Below are 24,866 nucleotides of genomic sequence, written 5' to 3'. Positions count from 1 at the left end.
GCCAATTTCACCCGCATGGTCAACCGGCCTTCCATATTGCCCGCCTCGAGATTCAGCATGCTAAGCCGTTTCTTCACCTATTACCGGCCCTATCGCGGCCTTTTCATCCTCGATTTTACCTGCGCGATCCTCTCGGGCATCCTGGAGCTCGCCTTTCCGATGGCGGTGAAACTGTTCGTCGACCGGCTGCTCTTCAGCCAGGAATGGCTGCTGATCCTGCTCGCTTCGGCGGCATTGCTCGTCGTCTATGCGGTCAATACCGGTCTCATGGTCGTCGTCACCTACTGGGGCCACATGCTCGGCATCAACATCGAGACGGACATGCGCCGCGCCGCCTTCGATCACCTGCAGAAGCTTTCCTTCAGCTACTACGACAACCAGAAGACTGGTCATCTCGTCGGCCGGCTGACCAAGGATCTCGAGGAGATCGGCGAGGTCGCCCATCACGGGCCGGAAGACCTCTTCATTGCGGTTATGACCTTCGCGGGTGCGCTGGCGCTGATGTTCTCCGTCAACTGGCAGCTCGCGCTGCTCACCGCTGTCATCGTGCCGCTGACCGCCTGGGTGACGAGCCGCTACGGCAGCCGCATGACCCGCAACTTCCGCAGGCTCTTCGACCGGGTCGGCGCTTTCAATACGCGCATCGAGGAAAATGTCGGCGGCATCCGCGTCGTGCAGGCCTTCGCCAACGAGCAACACGAGCGAAGGCTGTTCGAAGAGGACAACCAGAACTATCGCCGCGTGAAGCTCGAAGCCTACAAGATCATGGCCGCGAGCACATCTCTGAGCTATATGAGCATGCGCCTGACGCAGATGATCGTGATGATCGGCGGCGCCTATTTCGTGCTCGCCGGCGAACTCACGACCGGCGGCTTCATCAGTTTCCTGCTGCTGGTCGGCGTCTTCTTCCGTCCCATCGAAAAGATCAATTCGGTGATCGAGACCTATCCGAAGGGGATCGCCGGCTTCCGCCGTTTTACCGAGCTTATCGATACGCAACCGGATATCGCCGACGCACCGGACGCGATAGACGTCGATCATCTGAAGGGCGAGATCGTCTACGAAAACGTTTCCTTCGGATACACGCCTCAAAACCCGGTCCTGCGGGACATCGACCTCAATATCCGCGCCGGCGAGACAGTCGCCTTTGTCGGTCCGTCGGGCGCGGGCAAGACGACCATCTGTTCGCTGCTGCCTCGCTTTTACGAGATCCTTGACGGTAGCATCACGATCGACGGGATCGATATCCGCAGGATGACGCAGCGATCGCTTCGTCAGCAGATCGGGATCGTGCAGCAGGACGTCTTCCTCTTCGCAGGCACGATCCGCGAGAACATCGCTTACGGCCGACTTGAAGCGAGCGAGGCCGATATCCTCGAAGCCGCCCGCCGGGCCCACCTGGAAGACATGCTTGCAGCTCTTCCCGAGGGGCTCGATACGATCATCGGCGAACGCGGCGTAAAGCTTTCCGGTGGTCAAAAACAACGCGTGGCGATTGCCCGTATGTTTTTGAAGAATCCGCCGATCCTCATTCTGGACGAAGCCACTTCCGCGCTCGACACCGAAACCGAACGCGCGATCCAGCGGTCGCTGGCGGAGCTCGCCGAGGGACGCACCACGCTTATCATCGCGCATCGTCTCGCCACCATCCAGGGCGCCGACCGGATCGTCGTCATCGATGGAAACGGCATCGTCGAACAGGGTACCCATCAGGACCTGGTTGCTCGGGATGGCGGCGCCTATAACCGGCTTCACGCCGCCCAGCTCGGGGCATCCGGCAGGATGCAAGGGCCGGCGTTGATAGCACCTCCAAAACTTGATAGGTAGAGGCTAGTTTTAGCTGATCGCTGCAGAGACACCGGCATGACTTTCCAGCCGAAGATGCGCAACAAGATCGAGGGTTTTTCGGTGATCGGCGGATTGCGGCGTCGTCACTGGAACGGCATTACTGCCGATCTTTGGGACGTGGAGTGCGCGTCCTATGCGGGCGGATACTATGTGGCGCGTGATCCCCGGCTGTTCATCCTGCTCGATCACCGCGGAAAGGGCCGTCCATCCGTCAAGCTCTCTCCGACCGCGCGCGGCGCCCCGCAGGATAGCCGCGAAAGCGCTATTTCGTATGTTCCTGCCGATATGGATCTCTGGGTCGATATCACGGATGTCCAGTATATCCGACATCTCGACCTGCATTTCGATGCCGAAACCATCAGCCGGCGCCTGATGGAAGAGATTGATCCGGCGCGCCTTAAAGATCCGCAATTGCTCTTTCACGATCCGCGCGTGGTGGCGCTTGCCGAACTGATAGCCGCGGAGGTGGCCAATCCCAAACCGCTTCACGACCTTTACGGAGACGGGCTTTCGCTCTCCCTCATCATCGATGTTCTGAAACTCACGAAAACCGCGCCCCGCCGGCGTGGCGCACTTACGTCCTGGCAGCTTCGGAAGGTAACCGATTTCATCGAGGCCAACTGCCTGCGCAATATCCGTCTTGATGAAGTGGCCAGCCTCGCCGGTCTGTCGCCTTCCCATTTCAGCCATTCCTTCAAGGCTTCAACCGGCATGGCGCCGCATCAGTGGCAGATGAATGCCCGCCTCGCGCGCGCCAAGCAGTTGCTGGCCGCGGAAGACCAGCCTCTGACCAATATCGCCGTCGAAACCGGCTTTTCCGATCAGGCGCACTTTACGCGGGTATTCCGCAAGCATGTGGGAACAACGCCCGCCCGCTGGCAAAAGGCCCGGCGAGCTTAGGAACATCACGAAGTTCTGCTCGACAAAGTAAAATTTGCCCAAGAACATTCAATTGCCGTGGAACCAGGCAAGCCCCGCAAGTAAATCTGAGTTAATGGCTCATCTTATTGCGTTGCCGCATATGGCTAACTGGGGGCAAGACGATGCAAAGGGCTGCGGTTTTCAAGGTAAGAGCGGGTTTGATGGCCGGCACGGCAGCGATCGGCCTTGCGGCGGCCTGGCCCGCTTTCGCGCAGCAGGAGACGGTGCTCGAGCAGATCACCATCCGTGCCGATGCGGCGTCCGATGCTACAGGGCCAGTTCAGGGCTACGTGGCCAAGAGTTCTACCGCGGGTTCCAAGACCGGAACGCCGCTCAACGAGATTCCCCAGGCCGTTTCCGTCGTCGGAAAGCAGGAGATGGACGACCGCGGCGTGGTCAACAAGGTCGATGAGGCGCTGCGCTATACGCCGGGCGTCGTCGCCGCGCCTTACGGAACAGATCCGGATACCGATTGGTTCTATATCCGCGGTTTCGAGGCCACACAGACCGGCGTCTTCATGGATGGCCTGCATCTGTTCAGCTATGGCTTCGGCGGGTTCCAGATCGATCCCTTCATGCTCGAACGGGTCGAGGTTCTGAAAGGGCCGGCCTCCGTCCTCTATGGCGGTTCCAATCCCGGCGGCATCGTCAACATGGTGCGCAAGCGGCCGACCGACGAGCCGTATTACTATACCGAGACGGGCATCAACAGTAACGGAAACGCTTTCGGCGGCTTCGATATCTCCGACAAGGTCGGGTCGAGCGATACCATGACCTATCGCCTGACGGGCAAGATCGCCGGCGGCGACAACTACTCCGACTACAGTCACGATCTGCGCGGCTTCATCATGCCGCAGCTGACGATTTCGCCCGACGATGCGACGAAATTCACGATCTGGGGCTATGCCGGTGCGCTCGATCAGGTGCATGTCGGAAACGGCTTCCTTCCCTATGTCGGCACGGTCGTCGATGCGCCTTTCGGCAGAATTCCCCGCGACTTCTTCCCCGGCGAGCCGGATCTCGACAAGGGACGGTATGATCAGCAGATGATCGGCTACGACCTGGAGCACGAATTCGACGGAGGCTGGAAGGTCTCGTCGAACTTCCGCTACGGTCATCTCGATAAATATGAATTCGGCCCTTATCCCTATCTCTATGCTACGCCGACAGCGCTCAATCGCATCGGCTTCGAGGGAGATACGACCGCCGACAGCCTCGCCTGGGACAACCGCATCGAGAACGAGTTCGAACTGGGCGGCGCGACGCATAAAGTGATGGCCGGTATCGACTATCGCTACTACCGCATCGACAACGTCCAGAACTCTGTTTTCGGCGCTGGCTTTCCGCCCTCGCCCTTCCCCGGCACGATCGACGTCTTGAACCCAAATTATGGGCAGACACAGCCACCGCTGAGCCCGCTTTACGATGAAGTCCTGACGATGAACCAGGTAGGGTTCTACGTTCAGGATCAAATCCGTTTCGGCGAGAACTGGCTTCTCACCCTTAACGGCCGCTATGACTATGTCCATAGCAATTTCGACAACCAGCTCACACCGGCCAGCAGTTATAAAAGCTCCGACAACGCCTGGAGCGGCCGTGCAGGGCTTGCCTACGAGTTCGACAACGGTCTGACGCCCTATGTGAGCGCCGCTACTTTCTTCAATCCTCTCGTCGGAACCGGGGCTTCCGGTCCTCTCGTTCCCGAGGAAGGAGAGCAGTTCGAGGCGGGCATCAAATATGATCCGACTTTCTTCGACGGCTCTCTGACCGCATCCGTCTTCCACATCAACAAGCAGAACTACGTCGTTTCCCTGCCGACGCCCCCGTTCACGCGCTCGCAGATCGGCGAGGTGGAATCGAAAGGCATAGAGCTCGAGGCCAAGATAAACCTCAATGAAAATTGGCGGCTGCTCGGCTCCTTTACCTATACGGACGTCGAAGTCACCGATAACCCGCTAAACCCTGCCCTGGTCGGCAAGACGCCCTACATCGTGCCGGACGTGACCGCCTCGCTGTGGCTCGACTATACGGTGACGACCGGTGCGCTCGAGGGCTTAAGCCTCGGCGCCGGCCTGCGATACAAGGGAGAATCCTGGGCCGATGAGGCCAACACGCTCAAGGTTCCGGATGCGACGGTGGTTGATGCGGCCATTCGCTACAAGAAGAACGATTGGACCGCTTCGCTGAACGTCGCGAACCTGTTCGACAAGGAATATGTCGAGAGCTGCGGCGGCATTGGCGCCTGCGGCTATGGCGATGCCCGCACCTTCACCTTCAAGCTCAGCAAAGTCTGGTAAGTTGACTCCAGAGGTGTGGTTTTGCAGGAAGGCCCGTAAACGGGCCTTCTTCTGCGACTGGAGAACCATTTGAGCAAACCATTTTCGCTGACGCGCAGGGCCATGCTGGCCGGGGCCGCCGCCTTGCTGGCGACCGCCGGACGGTCGCGCGCAGGGCAATCCGGCCCACGGGTGGCAACCCTCGACTGGGCGTTGATCGAGACGCTGCTTGCGATCGGCGCGAACGTGGTGGCGGGAACCGAGCTGCGGCAATTCCGGCAGGTGGCGGTGGCACCCGAAGTTCCGGGAACCGTGGCCGATCTCGGCTTGCGCGGTACGCCGAACTTCGAAGTTTTGCGCTTCGCCAGGCCGGACCTGATCTTCAATTCGAACTTCTATGCCTGGGCCGATCCCTTGATGAGCAGGATTGCTCCGGTCGAAAGCCATTCGGTCTATGTGCCGGGCCAGAGTCCCTATCAGCTTGCCGAAAAGGCGACGCTCGCGATCGGCGAGCGGTTGCAGCTGGCCTCCGCCCGCAGCCTGGTCGACGAGCTTTCGGAACGGCTCGACCGCTATAGAAGGGAGCTCGCCGACGGCAACGACCGGCCGATCCTGCCGATCAATCTCGGCGATGCGCGCCACTACCGTGTTTTCGGCTCGGACAGCATGTTCGGCGAAGTTCTGGCGCGTCTCGGTTTGTCCAACGCCTGGACGGGGACGACCAGTTATTCAGCCATGGCTCCGGTGGGGATAGAAACGCTCGCCACCATGCCGGATGCCTGGATCGTGCTGATCCCGCCGCATCCCGAGGATGCGTTCCGGGCATTGACGGAAGGCGCCTTCTGGAAAGCGCTGCCGGCGGTGCGCGAGGGCCGGGTTCTCACCATCGGTTCGGTCAATCCGTATGGGGCCCTGCCCGCGGCCGGCCGATTTGCCGATTTCTTGGCGGAGGGACTTTCCAGTGCCCGAAACCGTTAGCCTTTCAGCGGGAAACCGTGGGTCCCGGACGGGGGTTGTTCCCATCGTCGTCCTCGGCCTTGCCTGCGTGCTCAGTTTCGCGCTGCTGCTTGTTTATCGCCCCGGCGTACCGGGAGACCCAGCCACCGCTGCGGCCCTCGACGATCTCCTGTTCTGGAACAGCCTTTTGCCACGTGCCGCGATCGCGCTCATTTCCGGTGCGGCCCTCGGTCTTGCCGGCGCGCTCCTGCAAAGGGTATTGCGCAATCCGATCGCCGACGCCTCGACGCTCGGCATCGCTTCCGGAGCGGAACTGGCGCTTACCCTCGGATTGAGCTTCTCGCCCCTGCTCATCGGCGCGTCACGCGAACTTCTCGCGTTCGGCGGCGGGCTCGCTGCTCTCCTTGTCGTTCTCGTGCTGAGCTGGCGGCGCGGGCTCGATCCGGTAACGGTGGCGCTCTCCGGCATGATCGTAAGCCTGATTGCAGGCTCGCTCAGCGTGACGACCATTCTGGCGCGCGGCGAATATGCGATGTCGATCCATATATGGGGCGCGGGCTCGCTCAGCCAACAGGATTGGAGCGGCGTGCTGTCACTGGCGCCGCGGCTGGTACTCGGTTTTGCCGCAGCACTTTTCCTCAGCCGGCCGCTGACGGTCCTGGCACTCGACGATGCAAGCGCAAAAAGCCTTGGCGTGGCGCTGCAAACGGTGCGCTTCGCGATCCTTCTGCTTGCCGTCTGGCTGTCGGCCTCCGTCACGGCAACGGTCGGCATTATCGGCTTTCTCGGCCTGGCTGCCCCGACCTTTGCTAGGCTTTGCGGCGCCCGCACCACAAGCCAGGTCATGCTGGCAGCACCGCTTGCGGGAGGCGCGATCCTCTTGCTGGCCGATTGCCTCACGCAATTGCTCGGCTCCGGCTTTTCCGATTTCGTGCCGGCGGGAGTCGCCACCGCGCTTCTCGGCGGTCCCTTGCTGCTCTTCCTGCTGCCACGCGTCCATGGCTTTTCTGCCGTCACGGTGGAAGCCGGCGCGGGCATCCGCCGCCTCGGCGAACCAGGAAGAATGCTGATCCTGCTTGCCTTCCTGCTTGTCGTTTTCCTCGGGATCGCGCTCGTGTTCGGTCGGAACGATACCGGCTGGAACATCGCTACAGGCGCGCTCTTATCCGATCTCCTGCCGTTCCGCCTGCCTCGCATATTGGTTGCGATGGGCGCAGGCGCCATGCTGGGGGCCGCCGGCCTGATCATGCAGCGGGTTACGGGCAATCCGCTCGCTAGTCCCGAAGTGCTCGGCATATCGAGCGGCAGCGGTGCCGGACTGACCCTGGCGCTTCTTTTCCTCGGCTTTCCCTCTTCGCTCCTGATGATTGCAAGCATGGCGTTCGGTGCGCTGGCTGCCTTCGGCATCATGATGGTGGTCGCCGCCCGCTCCGGCCTGTCTGCGGAACGGCTGCTTCTCGCAGGGATCGCGGTAGGCGCGTTTTCCATGGCGATCGTCAGCATCGTTCTCGCCCAAGGCGATATGCGAAGCTATACCCTGCTCACCTGGCTTTCCGGTTCCACCAGCCGCGCAGGGACATTCGAGGCGTGGACGGCGCTGATCTCGCTGGCCGTACTGGTGGCCCCGCTTTTCCTGATGACGCGCTGGCTTTCCATACTGCCGCTCGGTTCGGGACTTTCCAGAAGCGTCGGGTTGCGGATCATGCCCTCCCGGCTCGTGCTGGCCGTCCTGGCGGCACTAATGACGGCGATCGCCTCTTTCCTCGTGGGCCCTCTGAGCCTTACCGGGCTGATCGCTCCGCACCTGGCGCGGCTTATCGGTTTTCACCGACCGGCTCACCAACTGCCGGCCACGCTGTTGATCGGCGCCGGCGTGTTGGTGTTGGCGGACTGGCTGTCGCGTGTGGTGATCTATCCCTATCAGGTACCCGTCGGGCTGTTCGCGGCCCTTATCGGCGGGCCTTACCTTCTCTGGCTGCTCACGCGAAGGGAGCAGCCATGAGATCGAGAGCGATTTAGTTTCGGGAGAGTGGCCGGCAGGAACTACACGATCCCGCCGCCGCCGGATTGAGACTGCGGGCGCTCGGCCGCAACCTTTCGCCGATAGCCGCTGGCGCGGTAGGTCGCAACCGGATCGATGGCTCCGCCCGCGCGGCGACGAGCTTCGGCAAGGATCGACTCCACGTCGGTGCGGTAGGCGCGCTTCAGGGTTTCGGACGCCATTAGAGCGTCGTTTTCCTGCTGATAACCGTCTAGCGCTGCACGATCGACAAGAAGTGCCTGGGCATAGGCCCGGCGGATCTCATTGGCGCTGGAAATCAGGCTCTCGATCGGATCGGTGACGTTATGCGACTGGTCGATCATATGCGCCGGATGAAAACCCTTCACGCCGCGATGCTCCGCATCGACCAGCTCGTTGAAGACGAGGAACAGCCGGTAGGGCTCGATCGCGCCGGCATCGAGGTCGTCGTCGCCGTATTTCGAATCGTTGAAATGGAAGCCCCCGAGCTTGCCGAACTGGATGAGGCGCGCGACGATCATCTCGATATTGGTGTTCGGCGCATGATGTCCGAGATCGACGAGGCAGAAGGCCTTTGGTCCAAGTGTATTGGCGATGAGGTAGCTCGTGCCCCAATCCTGCACCACCGTCGAATAGAAGGCGGGCTCGTACATCTTGTGTTCGGTAAACAGCCGCCAGTCGTCCGGCAGCGCCTTGTAGATCTCCGCCATGGAGGCGAGATAGCGCTCGAAGGTACGGGTGAAATGGCTTTGGCCGGGGAAGTTTGAGCCGTCGCCGATCCACACCGTCAGCGCCTTGGAGCCGATCGCCTTGCCGATCTCGATACATTCGAGATTGTGCTCGATCGCTTGGTTGCGTGTTGCGGCATCCGTATGGCTGAGCGAACCGTACTTATAGGAATGCGCCTGGCCAGGAGCATCGGAAAAGGTGTTGGAGTTCATCGCGTCGAAACGCAAGCCGAGCGCGTCGCCCTTCGCCTTCAACTCCTTCGTATTGGTCTTGTCCCATGGAATATGAAGCGAAACGGTGGGGGTCGCCTGTGTCAATTGATGGATGACGGAGCAGTCGTCCAGTTTGTCGAAGATGCCGCGCGGCTCGCCCTGCCCCGGAAAACGGGCAAAGCGCGTGCCGCCGGTGCCCACTCCCCATGAGGGGACGGCAACGAAGAACTCCGCGACCTCTTTCGTCACCGCCTCGATATCGATGCCGCGCCGGGACAGGTTCTCGCCGAGCGCCTCATAATCGGATTTCAGCGCTGTCGTGCGTCTTTCGTTTTCGGCGGCAATCACATCCGCCGCAATCTTGAGATCAGCCATTTCTTCCTCCCCTGGCAGCTGTCAGCGCGTGAAGCTCTGTGCGTTGCCGGCATCCACGTTGATGATGTTGCCGGTCGACTTGGCGGACGCGTCGGATGCCAGGAAATAGATCGCCTCGGCGATATCCTCCGGGAAGACGTTGAGTTTCAGGAGCGAGCGCTTGCGGTAATGCTCCTCGAGTTCGCCCACTTCGATCTTGGAGGATGAGGCACGCTGCTCGCGCCATTCGCCGCTCCAGATCTTCGAGCCGCGCAGCACCGCATCGGGATTGACCGTATTGACGCGGATGCCAGCTTCCGCCCCTTCGAGCGCCAGGCAGCGCGCGAGGTGGATTTCGGCCGCCTTGGCGGTGCAATAGGCCGAGGCGTTCGGCGAGGACGCAAGCCCGTTCTTGGACGCGACGAAGACGACGTTGCCGCCGAGCTTCTGGTTGCGGAAAAGTTTGAAGGCTTCTCGGGATACAAGGAAGTAACCGGTCGCCAGGATATCGATATTCCTGTTCCACATGGCCAGCGTCGTCTCCTCCACCGGCGCAGAGGAGGCAATGCCGGCATTGGAGACGAGAATATCGACACCGCCGAATTCAACACAGGCTTCGGCGAAGGCGGAGATGACCGCATCTTCCTTGGTGACGTCCAGGACGGCGGCACGAACGGCATCCTTGCCGAAGGACTTCTCGAAATCCGCCTTGGTCTCGTCAAGCGCTCCGCCGTCGATGTCGGCAAGCACCACGCAGGCCCCCTCGCCCATCAGCCGCGCGGCGGTCGCGCGACCGATACCGCCGGCGCCGCCGGTGACGAAGGCCACTTGGCCCGCGAGGCTCTTCGGCTTCGGCATCCGCTGCAGCTTTGCCTCTTCGAGCAGCCAATATTCGATGTCGAAGGCTTCCTGCTCCGGCAGTCCCTGATACTCTGAGACAGTCGAGGCACCGCGCATCACGTTGATGGCGTTTACGTAGAACTCGCCGGCGATACGGGCCGTCGCCTTGTCGCGCGCAAACGACAGCATGCCGACGCCGGGCACCAGGAAGATAACCGGATTGGGGTCACGCATCTTCGGCGAATTGTCGTGCTTGCAAGTCTCGTAGTAGCGCGTGTAGTCGGCGCGATAGTCTTCCAGCGCTTGATCGAGAGAGGCCGCCACCCCGTCGATGTCCGGCTTGGCGGGGTCGAAATCGAGGATCAGCGGGCGGATCTTGGTGCGCAGGAAATGATCGGGGCAGGACGTGCCGAGGCTCCCAAGCGGCTTCAAATTCTTCGAATTGACGAATTCAAGCACCGCGTCCTGATCGTCGAAATGGCCGAGCTTGCGTTCAATCTTGCCGATCCGTCCACGAATTTCCGGCATGAGCCGGGCGGCGATCGCGCGACGCTCCGCCACAGGCAGGCTTTGTGCGACAGCACCGCCGAAGATCGTCTTGCCTTCCGTCTGCCCCGCGAACCAATCGATCGCCTTGTTGATGATATCGAGCGTCAGTTCATAGCAGGTCTTGGCGTCGTCCGCCCAGGTAAAGAGGCCGTGGCTTTCGAGCACGACACCCTTGGCATCCGGATTGGCCTTCACGAAGGCTTCGAGGTCGAGCCCGAGCTGGAAGCCGGGACGCCGCCAGGGCAACCAGCCGATTTCATCACCGAAAACCTGCTTCGTGAGTTCCTTGGAGTTCTTCGCCGCCGCGATCGCGATGATCGCGTCGGGATGCATGTGATCGACATGCGAATAGGGCACGAAGCCGTGCAGCGGCGTGTCGATGGATGCGGCGCGCGGATTGAGATTGAAAGTGCAATGCGGCAGGAAGCCGACCATGCGGTCCTCGTCTTCCACGCCCTTGTAGATGCCTTTGAGGGCTTCCAGCTTGTCGAGATAGAGAGTGGCGAAACCGTCGAGCTTGATGGTTCCCACGTCGCCGCCGGAGCCCTTCACCCACATGACGCGGACTTTCTCGCCGGTCAGCGGATCGGTTTCCATGACCTTGGCCGAGGTATTTCCCCCGCCGTAGTTGGTGATGCGCTTGTCGGCGCCGAGGAGGTTCGAGCGATAGAGCAGTTTGCCCGGCTCATCGAGGCCGGCGGCATGGGAATCATCCCAACGATTTTCGAGAAGGCGGGTTTTGCCCGACATCGCTTTCCTCCAGATGTTTCGGCTCACGGCGACCAGGGTGGCCGCTATCCCATGTCGTTGGTATCGCGCATTGCTTTGGCTCATGTCAATCAAAAACGATCACAAACATTCATTGTGCGTTGCAATAAATTCGAAGTTGATCGTTTATGATTGACAACATAAGTTTTCCAGCGATAGTTGAGCATCAGGAGGAGCCCCATGCACGAACGTGAACGTCATCGCATCATCTTGAGCGCTATCCAGGAAAAGCCGGTGATCACCGTGCAGGATATCGCCGAGCTGACCGATGCTTCCGAGGCGACGATCCGGCGAGACATCGCTTCGCTGCATGTGCAGGGCAAGCTCCGGCGCGTGCGCGGCGGCGCCGAAGCGGTTCATCCCCCGCAACTCGGCAATCTCGCCGCCCGCCCTTTCCGTGTTTCCGAATCGGTCAATATCGACAAGAAGCGCGCAATCGCGCGTGCGGCCGTCGAGCTTTGCGAGGAAGGTGACTCCGTCATCATCAATGGTGGCACGACGACCTTCCAGATGGTGCATTATATGTCGGCGCGGCGGCTGCAGGTGATGACCAATTCCTTCGCGATCGCCGAGCATCTGGTCAAACACTCGAAAAGCACCGTTTCCGTGCCTGGCGGCGCGATCTATCGCGAGCAGAGCCTGATCCTTTCGCCGTTCGACAACGATGCGATCCGCAATTTCTATGCGCGGCGCATGTTCATCGGGGCACAAGGCGTCGGACCCCTCGGCATCATGGAGGCCGATGCGCTGGTGATCCAGAGCGAGCAAAAGCTGATGCACCAGGCCGAAGAGCTGATCGTCATGGTGGATTCGAGCAAGTTCAGCCGCCGATCCAGCCTCATTCTCTGCCCGCTGGAGCGGGTCACCACCATCATCACCGATGAAGGCGTTTCGGACGAAGCCGTGCGCATGATCGAGGACGCGGGCATCAGGCTGATCGTTGCCGGTGCAGTCGATGCTTCCGCCGCAAAGGAGGATTCCCCGTCGGCGGCGTGAGCCATCCGATGGGAGGGGACTTAAATCTTAAACTGGGAGGACTGGAAATGAAACTTGCAAGGAAACTCGCTCTCGGCGTGGCGCTTGCCTTCGCCACCATGAGCACGGCGGCAAGCGCCGCCGACATGAAGATCGCGCTTGTCGTCAAATCGCTCGGCAACGGCTTCTTCGAAGCCGCCAACAAGGGCGCGCAGGAAGCCGCCAAGGAACTTGGCGGCGTCGAGATCATCTATACCGGACCGACGACCACGACCGCCGAAGGCCAGATCGAGGTGATCAATTCGCTGATCGCCCAGGGCGTGGATGCGATCGCCATTTCCGCGAATGACCCCGATGCGGTCGTGCCGGCGCTGAAAAAGGCGGCGCAGCGAGGCATCAAGGTGATCTCGTGGGATAGCGGCGTGGCGGCTGAAGGCCGCATCATGCACCTGAACCCCTCGTCCAACGAGCTGATCGGCAAGATGTGCCTGCAGCTCGCGGCCAATCATCTGGAAGGCGGCAAGGGCGATTTCGCGATCCTCTCCGCCACCACCACATCGACCAACCAGAACACCTGGATCGAGGAGATGAAGAAGCAGCTGAAGGATTTCCCCGGACTTAACCTCGCTACCACCGTCTATGGAGACGACCTGGCGGACAAGAGCTATCGCGAAGCCCAGGGTCTCCTGACCTCTCAGCCGAACGTGAAGGTCATCGTCGCCCCGACGACGGTCGGCGTGCTGGCCGCCTCTCAGGCGGTCAAGGATGCCGGCAAGATCGGCCAGGTTTATGTCACCGGTCTTGGCCTGCCCTCCGAGATGGCTGGCGCCATCAAGTCGGGCGCCACGAAGGAGTTCGCGATCTGGAACCCGATCGACCTCGGCTATTCCGCAACCCAGATCGCCTACCACATCGTCAAGGGTGATACGGACGGCGCACCCGGTTCGGAAATCGAAGCGGGCCGCATGGGCAAGATCAAGGTCGGCGACAATGGCGAGGCCGCGATGGCCGACCCCTTCGTCTACAACGCCTCGAACATCGACGAGTTCTCGAAGATCTTCTGAGGCGTTGGCATTTGCCCTCACCCTAGCCTTCTCCCCGCGTACGGGGAGAAGGTGCCGGCAGGCAGATGAGGGGCTTTAGGTGAAACGGATAATGAGCGCTGTAGCATCCATGACCGACCAGAGGCCTGTCGCACAGGCACCAGCGACCGAAGCTGCGCCGATCCTGGAAATGCGCGGCATCTCGCAGATTTTTCCGGGCGTAAAGGCGCTTGATGGCGTCAGCATCAAACTCTATCCCGGCCAGGTCACCGCGCTGATCGGGGAAAACGGTGCCGGCAAGTCGACATTGGTGAAAATCCTGACCGGCATCTATCGCCCCAACGAGGGAGAAATCCTGATCGACGGCGAGCCCATTGCCTTCCATGGCGCACAGGCCGCCATCGATGCAGGGGTGACGGCCATCCATCAGGAGACCGTGCTCTTCGACGAACTCTCCGTCGGCGAGAACATCTTCCTCGGCCATGCGCCGCGAACCCGTTTCGGCACGATCGACTGGCGGCAGATCAATTTAAGGGCAGGCGAGCTCCTGCGAGCCCTGGAAAGCGAGATTGATCCCACGATCCGTTTGAAGGATCTCTCGATCGCCCAGCGGCATCTGGTGGCTATCGCTCGCGCGCTTTCCGTGGACGCCCGCATCGTCATCATGGATGAGCCGACGGCGGCACTTTCCCGCAAGGAGATCGATGACCTTTTCCGCATCGTCAATAATCTCAAGCGGCAGGGCAAAGCCATCCTCTTCATCAGCCATAAGTTCGACGAGGTCTACGAGATCGCCGAAAATTTCGTAGTCTTCCGCGATGGTCGCGCTGTCGGGAACGGCAGATTGAAGGAGACCGCACAGGACGAGATCGTGCGGCTGATGGTCGGACGGGACGTCAAGGACGTCTTCCCGAAGGTAAAGGTGGAAATCGGCGCGCCGGTGCTTGCCGTCGAAAGCTACAGCCATCCGACCGAATTCCGCGACATCTCCTTCGAACTCAGGCGTGGTGAAATCCTCGGCGTTTATGGTCTGATCGGGGCCGGACGATCCGAGCTCTGCCAGGCCCTTTTCGGAATCACACGCCCTTCATCCGGCCGGCTGACGCTGGAGGGAACACCCCTCGACATCCGCTCGTCGAGCGACGCCATACGCGCCGGCATCGTCTATGTGCCGGAAGAGCGCGGTCGCCACGGCCTGGCGCTGCCTATGCCTATCTTCCAGAACATGTCGCTGCCTTCGCTTTCGCGCACCTCGCGATCGGGTTTTCTCAAGGCCGCAAACGAACTGGCGCTCGCCCGCAAATATGCTGAGCGGCTTGACCTGCGCGCGGCGGCGCTCTCCGTGCCGGTCGGCACGCTTTCCGGCGGCAATCAGCAGAAGGTGGTGATCGGCAAATGGCTGGCGACACAGCCGAAGGTGATCATTCTCGACGAGCCGACCAAGGGCATCGATATCGGCTCCAAGGCAGCGGTCCACGGTTTCATCAGCGAACTGGCCGCCGAGGGCCTCTCGATCATCATGGTCTCGTCGGAATTGCCGGAAATCCTCGGCATGTCGGATCGCGTGATGGTGATGCGCGAGGGGCTTGCAGCCGGCATCTTCGATCGCGAGCGCCTGAACGCCGAGGTGCTGGTGCGCGCGGCGACCGGTAATGCGTGAGGAAAGCCGATGACCAATCTTCTGAAGAACCGTGAACTTTTGCTCATCGTCATCATAGGCTTGATGGTGATCGGCTTTTCCACCCGCGCACAGGGCTTTGCCGCACCCGGTAATCTTGCCAATATCTTCAACGACACATCGATCCTGATCATCTTGGCGCTCGGCCAGATGACTGTCATTCTGACCAAGTCGATCGATCTGTCGGTTGCCGCCAACCTCGCCTTCACCGGCATGGCGGTTGCCCTGACGAACGCCCCCTATCCAGACCCGCCGCTGGCAGCCCTGATCGTCATGGCGATCGGTATCGGCGCCTTTCTCGGTGCCATCAACGGCTTCCTCGTCTGGGCCTTGCAGATACCGCCGATCGTCGTCACGCTCGGTACGCTCACCATCTATCGCGGCATGGCCTTTGTCCTTTCGGGCGGCGGCTGGGTGAACGCCCACCAGATGACGGCACAGTTTCTCAATATCCCCCGCACGCAGCTTCTTGGTCTGCCGGTGCTTTCCTGGATCGCCATCGCTATCGTGCTTGGCGCCTGGTTCGTGCTGACCCGCCTGCCCTTCGGCCGCGCGGCTTACGCTTCCGGCGGCAATCCGACCGCCGCCGTCTATGCGGGCATCGATATCGGCTGGACGCGCTTCATCGCCTTCGTGCTTTCCGGCGCGCTTGCCGGCCTTTGCGGCTATCTCTGGGTATCGCGTTATGCTGTGGCCTATGTCGATATCGCTGTCGGTTTCGAACTTGATACCGTCGCGGCATGTGTCATCGGCGGCATCTCGATTGCCGGCGGGATCGGCTCGGTCGCCGGTGCCGTGCTCGGCGCTCTCTTCCTCGGCGTCATCAAGAATGCGCTGCCCGTGATCGGCATTTCGCCTTTCGCCCAGCTGGCGATTTCCGGCATCGTCATTGTGCTCGCCGTCGTCTTCAACGCCCGGGCCGAACGCAAGGCTGGCCGCATCATCCTGCGGGATCGGGCTGCTCCGGAGGCCTCCGCATGAGTGAAACCGCCAACTCAAAACGGGTGATCCCCGATCGGCTTGGAACCCGGACGTCACGGCTGCTGTCGAGCTGGGAGGTCCTGCTTCTCGGGGTCGCGGTCGCGATCTTCGTCTTCAATTCGTTCGCGTCGCCATACTTCCTGAACGCCTGGAACCTTTCGGACGCCACGTTCAATTTCACCGAAAAGGCAATGATCGCCTTTGCCATGGCCCTGCTCGTCATTGCCGGAGAGATCGACCTGTCGGTCGCTGCAATCATCGCGCTGGCCTCGACCGCCATGGGAGCGGCCGCACAGGCCGGCATCGGCACGCCGGGACTGGTGGCTATCGGCCTCGGGGTCGGGCTCGCCTGCGGTGCGTTCAACGGTTTCCTGGTTTCGGTTCTGAGGCTACCCTCGATCGTCGTGACGATCGGTACGATGAGCCTCTTCCGGGGCATTTCCTATATCGTGCTCGGCGACAAGGCCTATGGGAACTATCCTGACAGCTTCGCCTATTTCGGCCAGGGCTACGTCTTCTGGGTCTTTTCCTTCGAATTCGTTCTCTTCATCCTACTGGCGATCGTCTTCGCCATCCTGCTGCATGCGACGAATTTCGGCCGCCAGATCTATGTCATCGGCAATAACGAGTTCGCCGCGCGTTTCTCCGGCATTTCGGTCGAGAGGGTGAAATTCATCCTTTTCCTGCTGACGGGACTGATGGCGGGTATCGCCTCCGTTTGCCTCACCTCCCGGCTGGGCTCGACACGGCCTTCGATCGCCCAGGGCTGGGAGCTCGAGATCGTTACCATGGTCGTGCTCGGCGGGGTCTCGATCCTTGGTGGGTCAGGCACTATCGCCGGCGTCGTCATCGCGGCTTTCGTCATGGGGCTCGTCACCTTCGGGCTCGGCCTTCTGAACGTGCCGGGCATCGTCATGTCCATCTTCGTCGGCCTGCTTCTCATCACCACCATAGCGATCCCGATCGTCGCCCGCCGCATCAAGGAAATGAGCCGATGACGCTCGAAAGACATGCCTTCAAGATGAAGCTCAATCCCGGCATGGAGGCCGAATACAGGAAACGGCATGATGAGATCTGGCCGGAGCTGGTCGCCCTGCTTCATGAGGCCGGCTTCAGCGACTACTCGATCCATCTGGATCGAGAGACCAATATCCTGTTCGGTGTGCTGACGCGCCCGCAAAATCACACCATGGCGAAGCTTCCCGACCATCCCGTCATGAAGAAATGGTGGGCGCATATGGCCGACATCATGGAAACAAATCCGGATAATTCGCCGGTCGCGACCGATCTCGTGACGGTCTTTCATCTGCCATGAGCGAGCCTGCAAAGATCGCCGTCCTCGATATCGGCAAGACCAATGCCAAAGTCGTCGTGCTCGATTGTGCGACAGGCGAGGAGATCGGCGAGAAACGAACGCCGAACCGGGTCCTGCCCGGCCCACCCTACCCGCATTACGATATAGAAGCCTTGTGGGCCTTCACCCTGGAAGCGCTGAATGCCTTCGCCAAGGAGCCTGGCTTCGACGCCATATCGATCACCACGCACGGTGCATCCATGGCTCTGCTCGATGCCGGCGGAAAGCTGGCTCTGCCCGTGCTCGATTATGAGCACCAGTACCCGCGGGAAATTCAGGAGGCCTACCGGGCGATCCGCCCGCCTTTTTCCGAAACCTTCTCCCCCGCCCTCTCCGGCGGGTTAAACGCGGGCGCGCAGCTCCATTATCAGAAGACTGCATTTCCAGATGCGTTCGCCCGAGTTCGAACCATCATGACCTATCCGCAATATTGGGCATGGCGGTTGACGGGCGTAGCGGCGAACGAAGGCACGTCACTCGGCTGCCACACGGACCTCTGGGACCCTCGGCATGGCCGCTATTCCTCTTTGGTCGACGGGCTAGGCATCGGGGATCTCATGGCGCCGGTGCGTTCGGCCTTCGATGCGCTCGGGCCGGTTCGGCAGGAAATCACCGAAAGCTTGGGGCTTCCAAAGCCGATCCCGGTTTTCTGCGGCATTCACGATTCCAACGCCTCGCTGCTGCCGCACCTCATGGTCCGGGAGGCGCCTTTCGCCGTTGTCTCGACCGGCACCTGGGTCATCAGCTTCGCCGTCGGCGGCGATCTCGACCACCTCGATCCCAAGCGCGACACGCTGGCCAATGTCGATGCCTATGGCCGTGCTGTCCCCTCGTCCCGTTTTATGGGCGGCCGCGAGTTCGAGCTGCTGACCGCCGAGCTTGGAAAGCTTTCTCCCCAGGCTGCGCTTTGCGCCATGCCGCACGTCGTTCAAAAAGGCCTCATACTGCTGCCGAACATCGCGCCGGGCGCAGGGCCCTTCCCTGGACGCCGCTTCGAATGGGTGAATGAAGAGAACGCAACCGCCGATGAGCGCTGGGCGGCGGCCTGTCTTTATCTCGCTCTGATGACGGAAACCTGCCTGGACCTTATCGGCGCAAGAGGGCCTATCCTGGTGGAAGGCCCCTTATCGGCAAATCCTGCCTATCTGCAGGCGCTCGGAGCCCTTCTCAAGCGTGAGGTTATCGCGATCTCCGGTTCCACAGGCACGAGCCAGGGCGCGGCGATGCTGGCGGGCGCTCCGCAATCTGTTCGACCTCAAACAAAAGCCGAGACCTTGCCGCTGGACCTGTCCGGCTATCGTGCGACCTGGCGGAAGCGGGCGGAGCGCCCACGCGAATAATCTTCTTTGCAGATCGCTTGCCAAGCTTGCTGCAGTGCGGCATCACTAGTCAATGCTGGCGCCTGACCTGACCATTCTCGTGATAGACGAAAACGCGATCCGCGCCTCGATCATCGAGGAGGGGCTGCGCGAGGCTGGCCATGGCAAGGTCACCGTCATCCATGAGGTGAACGGGGTTGCAAAGATCATCGAGACGCTGAAGCCGGACGTGATCGTCATCGATATCGAGAACCCGAACCGCGACATGATGGAACATCTGTTTCAGCTCACGCGCACCGTCAGCCGGCCGATCGCCATGTTCGTCGATCGCTCCGATACCGCCTCGATCGAGGCCGCCGTCGAGGCCGGGGTCTCCGCCTATGTCGTCGACGGGCTGAAGAAGGAGCGCGTCAAGCCGATCCTCGACATGGCTGTCAGTCGCTTCAACGCCTTCAGCCGGCTTCAGCGGGAACTCGCAGAAGCGAAATCGGCGCTCGAGGAGCGCAAGGTCATCGAACGGGCCAAGGGCATCCTCATGAAGATGAAAGGTCTTTCGGAGGAAGAGGCCTTCGCGCTGCTTCGCCAATCGGCCATGAACGAGAAGAAGAAGATCGCGGAAATCGCCCAGAGCGTCGTGACTGCGGCAGGGCTTTTGATGTGAAAAAGTCCCGGACTTAATGTCCCCGAGGAAGTCGGATGAGCATGATGACCAAGATTGACAGCAGCCGAGACGCTCTTTCCACTCCGCGCCGAATTGCCGGCGAAGGACCGAAGACCCTTCGGGCAGGCTTCATTCCGCTGGTCGATGCATCGGTGCTGATCGCGGCGGCGGAATTTAGCTTTGCGAAGAAAGAGGGGCTGACGCTCGATCTCGTGCGCGATGTTTCCTGGGCCAATGTGCGCGATCGCCTCGCCTTCCGGCAGTTCGATATCGCCCATATGCTTTCGCCGATGCCGGTTGCCTCGATGCTGGGCCTCGGCTCCAACCCCTCCCCGACGGTCACCCCCTTCGCTCTCGGGCGAGGCGGCAACGCCATTACCCTTTCCGTGCGGCTCTTCGAACGGATGCGCGATGCGGCCGGTCTTTCCGAGACGGCGAGCGCGCTCGACAATGCCAAGGCTCTCGCAGTTGTCGTGCGGCAGATGAAGGAGCGTGCCGAGCCTCTGCCGACGCTCGGCATGACCTATCCCTTCTCCTCCCACAACTACGAGTTCCGGTATTGGCTGGCAGCCGGCGGCATTGATCCGGATAAGGATGTCAAACTGGTCGTGGTCCCTCCGCCTCTGACATCCGACGCGCTTGCGGCGGGCGGGATCGACGGCTTCTGTGTCGGGGCGCCGTGGAACATGGTCGCCTCCGAGCGTGGCGTCGGCCGCATCGTTGCGGCCAAGCAGGATATCTGGCCATCCGCGCCCGAGAAGGTGATCGGCATGCGTCCGGAATGGGCCGAAAGCCATCCCGAAACCGTCTCCCGCCTGATCGTGGCGCTCGACGCCGCCGCCCGTTGGTGCGACCAGCCCGAAAACCACGATGCGCTGGCCGAAGCTTTGGCCGATCCCCGCTACATCGCAGCCCCGGTTGATATCATCCGCCAGGTGCTCGGCGGGCAATTCAGCCTCGATGACCGAGGCAACCGACGCGTCATAGATCGCTACTTCACCTTCCACGAAGGCTTTGCAAATTATCCCCGTCCCAGCCAGGCATTGTGGATCTACAGCCAGATGATCCGTTGGGGCCAGGCCCGTCTGACTGACGAAGGGCTCAAAGCTGCTGCGAGCGCCTATCGTCCCGATCTCTATCGCGCCGCGCTCGGCAAGGCAGATATGCCGGAGGGCGGAGACATTCGCGTGGAAGGGAATGGCGAGGGCGACCGCTTCATGGATGGCCACATTTTCGATCCTGCGGATATCGGCGGTTACGTGGACCGGTTCGCTGTCAGGAGCCGCTTCAGCGTGGGCTCGAACGGCGACGAAGTCTGAGACTTCCAGCCCTGGCTGCCTATCAGTCAGGCTCTCCAGAAAAGCATCAGCATAAATGATTTGCAGGCGAGTTCGCCTGCCCAAAAATTAATCTCCGAATTATTCCTAAGAATTCCATTCTTTTACAAAGGCTTACCTGCCTGATCCAAAACTGGCATGCAGTTTGCATGGTAACTTGCGCACCGGTCAACGGCGATCGGTGCGGATGAGCGCGCCATAAGCGCCCACAAAGACATCGACGTCGCAAGGTCTTCGTGTCCCGGGATCCTCCCATCCCTGGAGACACGGTTTCCGAGCGGCGTTTTTTTATGTCCGAAAATCCGTCGGCCACCAGACAAGGGAACATGTGCATGACCAAGATTTCGACAACAGGCATCAGCAGCGGCCACGAACCGGAAAAGGCATTGTGGATGTCCACGCTCGCCTTCACCATCTGTTTCGCCGTCTGGACGATCTTCGCCATCATCGGCGTCCGCATCAAACAGGATCTGGGCCTCACCGAAGCCCAGTTCGGACTTCTCGTCGGTACCCCGATCCTGACCGGGTCGCTTGTGCGCATCGTGCTCGGCATCTGGACAAGCCGCTATGGCGGCCGCCTGGTCTATACGCTGACCATGTTCGCCTCGGCGGTGGCGACCTTCTTGCTCTCCTATGCGACCACCTATCCGCAGATGCTGCTCGCCGGTCTCGGTGTCGGACTTGCCGGCGGCTCGTTCGCCGTCGGCGTCGCCTATATCTCGCCATTCTTCCCGCCGCAGAAGCAGGGCACCGCACTCGGCATCTTCGGTGCCGGCAATGTCGGCGCGGCGGTAACGAAATTCGCAGCCCCGTTCGTCCTTCTCGCCTGGGGATGGCAAGCCGTCGCGCAGATCTGGGCTGCGGCTCTCGTTGTCATGGCGGTCGTCTTCTGGTTTACCACCACTGACGACCCGGCCTACCGCGACCGCCGTGAGAAGGGTGCCGCACCCCGCAGCCTTGCCCAGGAATTCGCACCGCTCAAGAACGCGCAGGTCTGGCGCTTCTGCCTCTACTACTTCTTCGCATTCGGCGGCTTCGTGGCGCTGTCGCTCTGGCTGCCGCGCTATCTGGTCGGCGTCTACGGCTTCGATCTTGCCGTAGCCGGCATGATCGCCGCCGCTTACTCGATCCCCGGCAGCATCTTCCGCGCCTTCGGCGGCATGCTCTCCGACAAGAAGGGCGCTCGCAGCGTCATGTACTGGATGTTCGGCGTCTCCGCGGTTTCGACGCTCATCCTGTCGCTGCCGGTGGGCGTCACGCCCATGGTCTTCATCGTGGTCGTCTTCGTGCTCGGCTTCGTGATGAGCCTCGGCAAGGCGGCGGTCTACAAGCATATCCCCGTCTATTATCCCGAGAGCGTCGGTGCGGTGGGCGGCGTCGTCGGCATGGTCGGCGGGCTCGGCGGTTTCATCCTGCCGATCGCCTTCGGGCTGCTCAAGGACGCAACCGGCCTCTGGTCCAGCTGCTTCCTGCTTCTCTTCGCCGTCGTCGCCGTCTCGCTGATCTGGATGCATGTGTCGATCAAGCAGATGGACCGCCGCGGGCTCTCCGTCTCCGCCGTGGCGGCCACCTGAACCAAGGAAATGAAAACCATGACCGAGAAACTCGTCATCATCGGCAACGGCATGGCGCCGGGACGCATGCTGGAGCACCTCTTCGAGCAGGCGCCCGGCCGATACGAAGTCACGATCTTCAACGCCGAGCCGCGCGTCAACTATGACCGCATCATGCTCTCGCCGGTACTTTCCGGCGAGAAGGACTACGAGCAGATCATCATTCACGGCGACGGCTGGTACATCAAGCACGGCATCACGCTCTACAAGGGCCATAAGATCGTTGCGATCGACCGCGCCCAAAAGACCGTGACCTCCGACCACGGCGTCACTGAAAGCTACGACAAGCTGGTGATCGCCACCGGTTCGGTGCCCTTCATCATCCCCGTGCCTGGCAAGGACTTGCCGGGCGTCATCACCTATCGCGATCTGGACGACGTGCAGGCCATGCTTCTCGCCGCACAATCGCGTCAGAAGGCCATCGTCATCGGTGGCGGGCTTCTCGGTCTCGAGGCTGCCGCAGGCCTCGCACAGCGCGGCATGGACGTGACGGTGTTGCACGTCATGCCGACGCTGATGGAACGCCAACTCGATCCGGCCGCCGGCTATCTCCTCCAGAAGGCGGTTGAAGAACGCGGCATCAAGGTCATCTGTAAGGCCAATACCAAGGCGATCATCGGCAACGGCAAGGTGGAAGGGGTCGAGCTCGACGACGGCCGCATCATCCCTGCGACCCTCGTCGTCATGGCCGTCGGCATCCGTCCGAATGCTGGTCTTGCCAAGGATGCCGGTCTGGCGGTCAATCGCGGCATCGTCGTCGATGCCGGCATGCAGACCTCGGACGGCGATATCTATTCGGTCGGCGAATGCGCCGAGGTGGACGGCATGGTCTATGGCCTCGTTGCTCCGCTCTACGAAATGGCGCGCATTGCCGCCTCGCATCTCGCCGGCGACAGCAAGCCCGCCTTCGTGCACTCCGATACGCCGACCAAGCTCAAGGTCACGGGTATCGAGCTCTATTCGCTCGGCGATTTCGCCGACGGCGATGACCGTCAGGAGATCGTGCTGCGTGATGCCACCGCGGGCATCTACAAGCGCCTCGTGATCAAGGACAACCGCATCATCGGCACGGTTCTTTATGGCGAGACCTCCGATGGCGCCTGGTTCAACGACCTGAAGAAGAAGGCGACCGATATCTCGGAGATGCGCGACACGCTGATCTTCGGCCAGGCCTATCAGGGAGGAGCGCCCCTGGACCCTATGGCGGCCGTTGCAGCCTTGCCGGATGATGCGGAAATCTGCGGCTGCAACGGCGTCTGCAAGGGCAAAATCACCTCGACCATTTCGGATAAGGGCCTGACCTCGCTCGACGACGTGCGTGCTCACACCAAGGCCTCGGCGTCCTGCGGGTCCTGCACCGGCCTTGTCGAGCAGTTGATGGCGCTGACGCTTGGCGATAGCTACAATCCTTCTGCCGTCACGCCGATGTGCACCTGCACCGAGCTCGGCCATGATGATGTGCGCCGCCTCATCAAGGCGAAGAAGCTGAAGACCATTCCTGCCGTTATGCAGGAGCTGGAATGGAAAACCTCCTGCGGCTGCGCCAAGTGCCGCCCGGCGCTCAACTACTATCTCGTCTGCGACTGGCCGGACGAATATGCCGACGATTACCAGTCGCGCTTCATCAACGAGCGTGTCCACGCCAACATCCAGAAGGACGGCACCTATTCGGTCGTGCCGCGCATGTGGGGCGGCGTCACCAATTCGCAGGAGCTGCGCGCCATCGCCGACGTGGTCGACAAGTTCGAAATCCCGATGGTCAAAGTAACCGGTGGCCAGCGCATCGATCTTCTCGGCATCGAGAAGGAGGACCTGCCGGCCGTCTGGGCCGATCTCGGCAAGGCGGGCTTCGTTTCCGGGCAGGCTTATGCCAAGGGCCTGCGCACCGTGAAAACATGTGTCGGTTCCGACTGGTGCCGCTTCGGCACGCAGGACTCGACCGGCCTCGGCATCCGCATCGAGAAGTTCATGTGGGGCTCGTGGACGCCGGCCAAGCTGAAGATGGCTGTCTCCGGCTGTCCGCGAAACTGCGCGGAAGCGACCTGCAAGGATATCGGCGTCATCTGCGTCGATTCCGGTTTCGAGATCCATTTCGCCGGTGCCGCCGGCCTCGACATCAAGGGCACGGAGGTTCTCGGCCTCGTCAAGTCTGAGGATGATGCGCTCGAGCACATCGTGGCACTGACCCAGATGTATCGCGAGCAGGCCCGCTATCTGGAGCGTATCTACAAATGGGCGAAGCGCATCGGTTTGGAGGAAATCCGCCGCCAGATCATGGGCGATGCCGAAAAGCGCAAGGCCTATTACGACCGCTTCGTGTTCAGCCAGAAATTCGCCCAGGTCGACCCCTGGTCAGAGCGCGTCTCCGGCAAGGACAAGCACGAATTCAAGCCCATGGCGACCATTGGCTTCAACCAGGCGGCCGAGTGAG

18 protein-coding genes are annotated in these 24,866 nt (G+C 61.3%); 16 read left to right on the top strand and 2 right to left on the bottom strand.

All coding sequences use genetic code 11. The features are described 5' to 3' along the window. Positions 1–57 precede the first annotated feature (57 nt). From YH62_RS06965 to fhuB, 5 genes are all read left to right on the top strand, one after another. Complete coding sequence (locus tag YH62_RS06965) at positions 58–1,827, top strand: ABC transporter ATP-binding protein (protein ID WP_046793713.1); 1,770 nt, start codon at positions 58–60, stop codon at positions 1,825–1,827. Between the two features lie 36 nt (positions 1,828–1,863). Beyond that, a complete protein-coding gene (locus YH62_RS06960) occupies positions 1,864–2,748 on the top strand; it encodes an AraC family transcriptional regulator (RefSeq protein WP_046793442.1) in 885 nt (294 codons plus the stop codon). 182 nt (positions 2,749–2,930) lie between these two features. Next, positions 2,931–5,066 carry a TonB-dependent siderophore receptor gene (locus YH62_RS06955; RefSeq protein WP_245282050.1) on the top strand — a complete coding sequence of 712 codons (2,136 nt, stop codon included), beginning with the start codon at positions 2,931–2,933 and terminating at the stop codon, positions 5,064–5,066. Between the two features lie 102 nt (positions 5,067–5,168). After that, positions 5,169–6,023, top strand: coding sequence for an ABC transporter substrate-binding protein (locus YH62_RS06950; protein ID WP_046793711.1), 855 nt, complete (start codon positions 5,169–5,171; stop codon positions 6,021–6,023). After that, the gene (gene fhuB / locus YH62_RS06945; RefSeq protein WP_082118268.1) at positions 5,950–8,004 is read left to right on the top strand and encodes a Fe(3+)-hydroxamate ABC transporter permease FhuB; all 2,055 of its coding nucleotides are present in this window, start codon (positions 5,950–5,952) and stop codon (positions 8,002–8,004) included. Before YH62_RS06950 ends, fhuB begins: the two co-directional genes overlap by 74 nt. 41 nt (positions 8,005–8,045) lie before the next feature. On the opposite strand, the gene rhaI is transcribed toward fhuB, so the two are convergent. Then, entirely contained in the window at positions 8,046–9,338 is a 1,293-nt protein-coding gene (rhaI, locus tag YH62_RS06940; RefSeq protein WP_046793440.1) for an L-rhamnose catabolism isomerase, read from the bottom strand. A gap of 21 nt (positions 9,339–9,359) precedes the next feature. Continuing rightward, positions 9,360–11,456 (bottom strand): bifunctional rhamnulose-1-phosphate aldolase/short-chain dehydrogenase, encoded by a 2,097-nt coding sequence (locus YH62_RS06935; protein ID WP_046793439.1) that lies wholly within the window; start codon positions 11,454–11,456, stop codon positions 9,360–9,362. Between the two features lie 198 nt (positions 11,457–11,654). Between YH62_RS06935 and YH62_RS06930 the strand changes: the two genes are divergently transcribed. The 11 genes from YH62_RS06930 (at position 11,655) to nirB (ending at position 24,865) form a co-directional block, all read left to right on the top strand. Beyond that, entirely contained in the window at positions 11,655–12,470 is an 816-nt protein-coding gene (locus tag YH62_RS06930; protein WP_046793438.1) for a DeoR/GlpR family DNA-binding transcription regulator, read from the top strand. Between the two features lie 47 nt (positions 12,471–12,517). Next, the gene (rhaS, locus tag YH62_RS06925; protein WP_046793437.1) at positions 12,518–13,513 is read left to right on the top strand and encodes a rhamnose ABC transporter substrate-binding protein; all 996 of its coding nucleotides are present in this window, start codon (positions 12,518–12,520) and stop codon (positions 13,511–13,513) included. A 109-nt stretch (positions 13,514–13,622) separates the two neighbouring features. Continuing rightward, on the top strand, positions 13,623–15,152 hold the full coding sequence (locus tag YH62_RS06920; protein ID WP_046793436.1) for a sugar ABC transporter ATP-binding protein: 1,530 nt from the start codon (positions 13,623–13,625) through the stop codon (positions 15,150–15,152). A gap of 9 nt (positions 15,153–15,161) precedes the next feature. After that, on the top strand, positions 15,162–16,151 hold the full coding sequence (locus YH62_RS06915) for an ABC transporter permease (RefSeq protein ID WP_046793435.1): 990 nt from the start codon (positions 15,162–15,164) through the stop codon (positions 16,149–16,151). Next, complete coding sequence (locus tag YH62_RS06910) at positions 16,148–17,149, top strand: ABC transporter permease (protein ID WP_046793434.1); 1,002 nt, start codon at positions 16,148–16,150, stop codon at positions 17,147–17,149. Before YH62_RS06915 ends, YH62_RS06910 begins: the two co-directional genes overlap by 4 nt. Beyond that, positions 17,146–17,466: an L-rhamnose mutarotase gene (gene rhaM, locus YH62_RS06905; RefSeq protein ID WP_046793433.1), complete on the top strand. Its 321-nt coding sequence runs from the start codon at positions 17,146–17,148 to the stop codon at positions 17,464–17,466. The genes YH62_RS06910 and rhaM overlap by 4 nt, the downstream gene beginning before the upstream one ends. Beyond that, a complete protein-coding gene (locus YH62_RS06900) occupies positions 17,463–18,845 on the top strand; it encodes an FGGY-family carbohydrate kinase (RefSeq protein ID WP_046793432.1) in 1,383 nt (460 codons plus the stop codon). The genes rhaM and YH62_RS06900 overlap by 4 nt, the downstream gene beginning before the upstream one ends. A gap of 52 nt (positions 18,846–18,897) precedes the next feature. Beyond that, on the top strand, positions 18,898–19,485 hold the full coding sequence (locus YH62_RS06895) for an ANTAR domain-containing response regulator (protein ID WP_046793431.1): 588 nt from the start codon (positions 18,898–18,900) through the stop codon (positions 19,483–19,485). 35 nt (positions 19,486–19,520) lie between these two features. Beyond that, positions 19,521–20,804, top strand: a complete 1,284-nt coding sequence (locus YH62_RS06890) for a CmpA/NrtA family ABC transporter substrate-binding protein (protein WP_046793430.1) — start codon at positions 19,521–19,523, stop codon at positions 20,802–20,804. Positions 20,805–21,154: 350 nt separating this feature from the next. Then, positions 21,155–22,396: a nitrate/nitrite transporter gene (locus YH62_RS06885; RefSeq protein WP_046793429.1), complete on the top strand. Its 1,242-nt coding sequence runs from the start codon at positions 21,155–21,157 to the stop codon at positions 22,394–22,396. An 18-nt stretch (positions 22,397–22,414) separates the two neighbouring features. Continuing rightward, positions 22,415–24,865, top strand: a complete 2,451-nt coding sequence (gene nirB, locus YH62_RS06880) for a nitrite reductase large subunit NirB (RefSeq protein WP_046793428.1) — start codon at positions 22,415–22,417, stop codon at positions 24,863–24,865. The last annotated feature ends 1 nt before the right edge of the window (position 24,866 follow it).

Source organism: Rhizobium sp. LC145 (assembly GCF_001005825.1).
In the GTDB taxonomy this organism is placed as follows: domain Bacteria; phylum Pseudomonadota; class Alphaproteobacteria; order Rhizobiales; family Rhizobiaceae; genus Neorhizobium.
This window is presented reverse-complemented; position numbering and strand designations above follow the sequence as displayed.

Excerpts from the sequence above, each read along its gene's own strand:
- YH62_RS06965 (WP_046793713.1), top strand. The coding sequence starts at position 58 with ATGCTAAGCCGTTTCTTCACCTATTACCGGCCCTATCGCGGCCTTTTC.
- YH62_RS06960 (WP_046793442.1), top strand. The coding sequence starts at position 1,864 with ATGACTTTCCAGCCGAAGATGCGCAACAAGATCGAGGGTTTTTCGGTG.
- YH62_RS06955 (WP_245282050.1), top strand. The coding sequence starts at position 2,931 with ATGGCCGGCACGGCAGCGATCGGCCTTGCGGCGGCCTGGCCCGCTTTC.
- YH62_RS06950 (WP_046793711.1), top strand. The coding sequence starts at position 5,169 with ATGCTGGCCGGGGCCGCCGCCTTGCTGGCGACCGCCGGACGGTCGCGC.
- fhuB (WP_082118268.1), top strand. The coding sequence starts at position 5,950 with ATGGGGCCCTGCCCGCGGCCGGCCGATTTGCCGATTTCTTGGCGGAGG.
- rhaI (WP_046793440.1), bottom strand. The coding sequence starts at position 9,338 with ATGGCTGATCTCAAGATTGCGGCGGATGTGATTGCCGCCGAAAACGAA.
- YH62_RS06935 (WP_046793439.1), bottom strand. The coding sequence starts at position 11,456 with ATGTCGGGCAAAACCCGCCTTCTCGAAAATCGTTGGGATGATTCCCAT.
- YH62_RS06930 (WP_046793438.1), top strand. The coding sequence starts at position 11,655 with ATGCACGAACGTGAACGTCATCGCATCATCTTGAGCGCTATCCAGGAA.
- rhaS (WP_046793437.1), top strand. The coding sequence starts at position 12,518 with ATGAAACTTGCAAGGAAACTCGCTCTCGGCGTGGCGCTTGCCTTCGCC.
- YH62_RS06920 (WP_046793436.1), top strand. The coding sequence starts at position 13,623 with ATGACCGACCAGAGGCCTGTCGCACAGGCACCAGCGACCGAAGCTGCG.
- YH62_RS06915 (WP_046793435.1), top strand. The coding sequence starts at position 15,162 with ATGACCAATCTTCTGAAGAACCGTGAACTTTTGCTCATCGTCATCATA.
- YH62_RS06910 (WP_046793434.1), top strand. The coding sequence starts at position 16,148 with ATGAGTGAAACCGCCAACTCAAAACGGGTGATCCCCGATCGGCTTGGA.
- rhaM (WP_046793433.1), top strand. The coding sequence starts at position 17,146 with ATGACGCTCGAAAGACATGCCTTCAAGATGAAGCTCAATCCCGGCATG.
- YH62_RS06900 (WP_046793432.1), top strand. The coding sequence starts at position 17,463 with ATGAGCGAGCCTGCAAAGATCGCCGTCCTCGATATCGGCAAGACCAAT.
- YH62_RS06895 (WP_046793431.1), top strand. The coding sequence starts at position 18,898 with ATGCTGGCGCCTGACCTGACCATTCTCGTGATAGACGAAAACGCGATC.
- YH62_RS06890 (WP_046793430.1), top strand. The coding sequence starts at position 19,521 with ATGAGCATGATGACCAAGATTGACAGCAGCCGAGACGCTCTTTCCACT.
- YH62_RS06885 (WP_046793429.1), top strand. The coding sequence starts at position 21,155 with ATGACCAAGATTTCGACAACAGGCATCAGCAGCGGCCACGAACCGGAA.
- nirB (WP_046793428.1), top strand. The coding sequence starts at position 22,415 with ATGACCGAGAAACTCGTCATCATCGGCAACGGCATGGCGCCGGGACGC.